At 63.6% G+C, this 2,538-nt stretch carries 3 protein-coding genes; all 3 read right to left on the reverse strand.

Annotated elements, in window-relative coordinates; all coding sequences use genetic code 11:
• Positions 1-40: 40 nt before the first annotated feature.
• On the reverse strand, positions 41-1,669 hold the full coding sequence (tnpC, locus tag ABIB99_RS44380; protein ID WP_354182289.1) for an IS66 family transposase: 1,629 nt from the start codon (positions 1,667-1,669) through the stop codon (positions 41-43).
• 70 nt (positions 1,670-1,739) lie between these two features.
• Positions 1,740-2,087 carry an IS66 family insertion sequence element accessory protein TnpB gene (gene tnpB, locus ABIB99_RS44385; protein WP_247457811.1) on the reverse strand — a complete coding sequence of 116 codons (348 nt, stop codon included), beginning with the start codon at positions 2,085-2,087 and terminating at the stop codon, positions 1,740-1,742.
• Positions 2,084-2,479, reverse strand: coding sequence for an IS66-like element accessory protein TnpA (tnpA, locus tag ABIB99_RS44390; protein WP_247457812.1), 396 nt, complete (start codon positions 2,477-2,479; stop codon positions 2,084-2,086). The genes tnpB and tnpA overlap by 4 nt, the downstream gene beginning before the upstream one ends.
• Between the last annotated feature and the right edge of the window lie 59 nt (positions 2,480-2,538).

The following is a 2,538-nucleotide window of genomic DNA, read 5'->3' on the forward strand; positions in this document are numbered from 1 at the left end:
GTAAGCATCCGGCGAAGACCGCGCGCGGGTCATTTTCGGCTCAGGCGGCTTGATCAACGTTCCGGATGGCAGAGCGCCAATTCCATGGCAGCAGTTCGTCGAGCCTTTGGACGGGATGCTCTGCGATGCGCGCCAGAACGTCGGCGAGCCAGGCTTGCGGATCGACATCGTTCATCTTGGCGGTGACGATCAGGCTGTACATCACCGCCGCCCGCTCGCCGCCGCGATCCGAGCCGCAGAACAACCACGACTTGCGACCTAAAGCGATGCCGCGCACGCCACGCTCCGCTGCATTGTTGGACAGGCAGATGCGGCCGTCGTCGAGGAAGCGTGTGAACGCGGTCCAGCGCTTGAGCATGTAGTCCATTGCTTTGGCGATGTCGTTGCGACGTGAGAGCTTGGCGCGTTGCTCGCGCATCCAGGCTGCTAAATCGGCGATCAGCGGCGCGCTCAGTTCCTGGCGGACGGCCCGGCGCCGTTCGGGCGTCTCGCCGTTGATGCCTCGCTCGATCTCGAACAGGGCGTCTATCCGGCGGACTGTTTCCAGCGCCAGCGGCGAGATCACTGCCGGCTTCTTGCCCTGAGCCTTGCGACGCGCATTCTCGGCGAGATCAGCCATCACGAAGAACGGCCGCCGGGCATGGACCCAGCACGCGGCTTCCAGGATCGGACCTGCGTTGCGGCCTGGGTCGTAAAGCTTGCCATAGCCGCTATAGGCATCGGCCTGGAGGATGCCGCTGTAACCGGCCAGATGCCCCTGGGGATGCTCGCCGGCGCGGTCGCGCGAGTAATAGAACACCGCCCCAGGCGGTGCCGGGCCGCCAAAAGGCTTGTCGTCGCGCACATAGACCCAGATCCGGCCCGTGTCGGTCTTGCCTTTGGCCAGGACCGGGACCGTGGTGTCGTCCCCGTGCAATCGCTCGGCGCTCAGCACATAGGCCTCGAGGCGCTTGAACAAAGGCGCCAGCGCCGCGGTGCAGCCGCCGACTTGGTCGGCCAGGGTCGACAGACTGATCGGCACACCCTCCTTGGCATAGCGCTCCGCTTGCCGGTTCAGCGGCTGATGTTGACCAAACTTCTCGAACAGCACCATCGCCAGCAGGCTTGGCCCCGCCCAGCCGCGGGCAAGCACATGGAACGGCGCCGGAGCCTGGCTGATCTTCTCGCAATCACGGCAAGTAAACTTCTCGCGGACGTGCTGGATCACTTTCCAGGATTTCGGGATCACCTCCAGCGTCTCGGTGATGTCCTCGCCGAGCTTGGACAGCCGCGCGCCGCCACAGCAGGCGCACGCCACAGGTCCCGGCAGCATCACCCGCTCGCGAGGTAGATGCTCCGGGAAGGGCTGGCGTGACGGCCGCTTGCGCGTGAACGACGCCACCTTCGTGGCTTTGGTTGCGGCCATTTCGGCGGTGAGTTCGTCCTCCGTCGCCGAACTCTCCAGCTCCTCCAACGTCAGTTCAAGCTGATCCAATAGCCGCGCGGTACGCTCCGAGCGCGGACCATGGCGGTCGCGGTTAAGTTTCTCGATTTGTAGCTTCAGATGAGCGATCAACGCTTGGTCGTCGGACTGCCGAGCACGGGCGGCCGCAGCCTCCGCCCGAGCAACGATCAATGCCGCTTGCAGCGTTTCGACGTCGTGTGGCAGCGATTCAAGGCCGTCACCCATGGGCCCGATGGAATCACAAAAGAGGCGATTTGAGGCGTCTTTTCTTCCGTACCTCAGAACTTTTTTGAGCCTATCCTGCGCTCTGTGGCCGCCACGTGTGCTGCGGATTGCGCCAGTCGATCGCCTCCAGCAGATAACTCATCTGCGCCGCGCTCAGCCCCACCACACCGCCCACCGTCGACGGCCAGACAAAACGGCCACGGTCCAACCGCTTCGCGTAGAGCGACAGTCCAACTCCATCGTGCCACAAGGCCTTGATCAGCGAACCGCCGCGTCCGCGGAACACGAAGACATCTCCGGCGAACGGATCACGACCAAGGCTTTCCTGCACCAATAATGACAAACCCTGCATGCCCTTGCGCATGTCGGTGTGGCCGGTCGCAATCCAGATCCGTGCGTTCGAAGAGATCGGTATCATCGACGCTCCAGAACCTGCAGCACCCGCGCCAGCGCTGCCGCATCGACGCTGGCGTCGACAATCACTCGACGATCCCTGCCAATCACGATCACCATCTGCCCACTCGGCGGTGTGGGAGCAACCGCCGGCTCGACCTCAGCGGCCAGGACGACCCGCGCAAAGCCAGATTGTTCGCTTTGAGGGCTGATCGGCTCGGGCCCGAACGCGCGTCGCCATGTCATCAGCAACGAACGTGATATGCCATGGCGCCGTGCCGTCGACGATACAGCGCGCGGCGCTTCAAAGCTCTCGCTCACGATCCGCAGCTTCTCGTCATCCGACCAGCGCCGACGACGACCAGTCTCGACCACCTCAAGCCGTTCAAGCTGAGTACTGCGCTTATGGCTGTCCATAAGGACTGTTACGCACCAATTGGACTAATCCAACAAGGCGGCCCTCGCCGGAGGGAGAC

It is taken from the genome of Bradyrhizobium sp. LA6.1, assembly GCF_040547805.1.
Lineage (GTDB): Bacteria > Pseudomonadota > Alphaproteobacteria > Rhizobiales > Xanthobacteraceae > Bradyrhizobium > Bradyrhizobium barranii.

What these genes read in the sequence shown, in the direction of transcription:
- tnpC (WP_354182289.1), bottom strand. Translation starts at nt 1,669, where the DNA reads ATGGGTGACGGCCTTGAATCGCTGCCACACGACGTCGAAACGCTGCAA.
- tnpA (WP_247457812.1), bottom strand. Translation starts at nt 2,479, where the DNA reads ATGGACAGCCATAAGCGCAGTACTCAGCTTGAACGGCTTGAGGTGGTC.
- tnpB (WP_247457811.1), bottom strand. Translation starts at nt 2,087, where the DNA reads ATGATACCGATCTCTTCGAACGCACGGATCTGGATTGCGACCGGCCAC.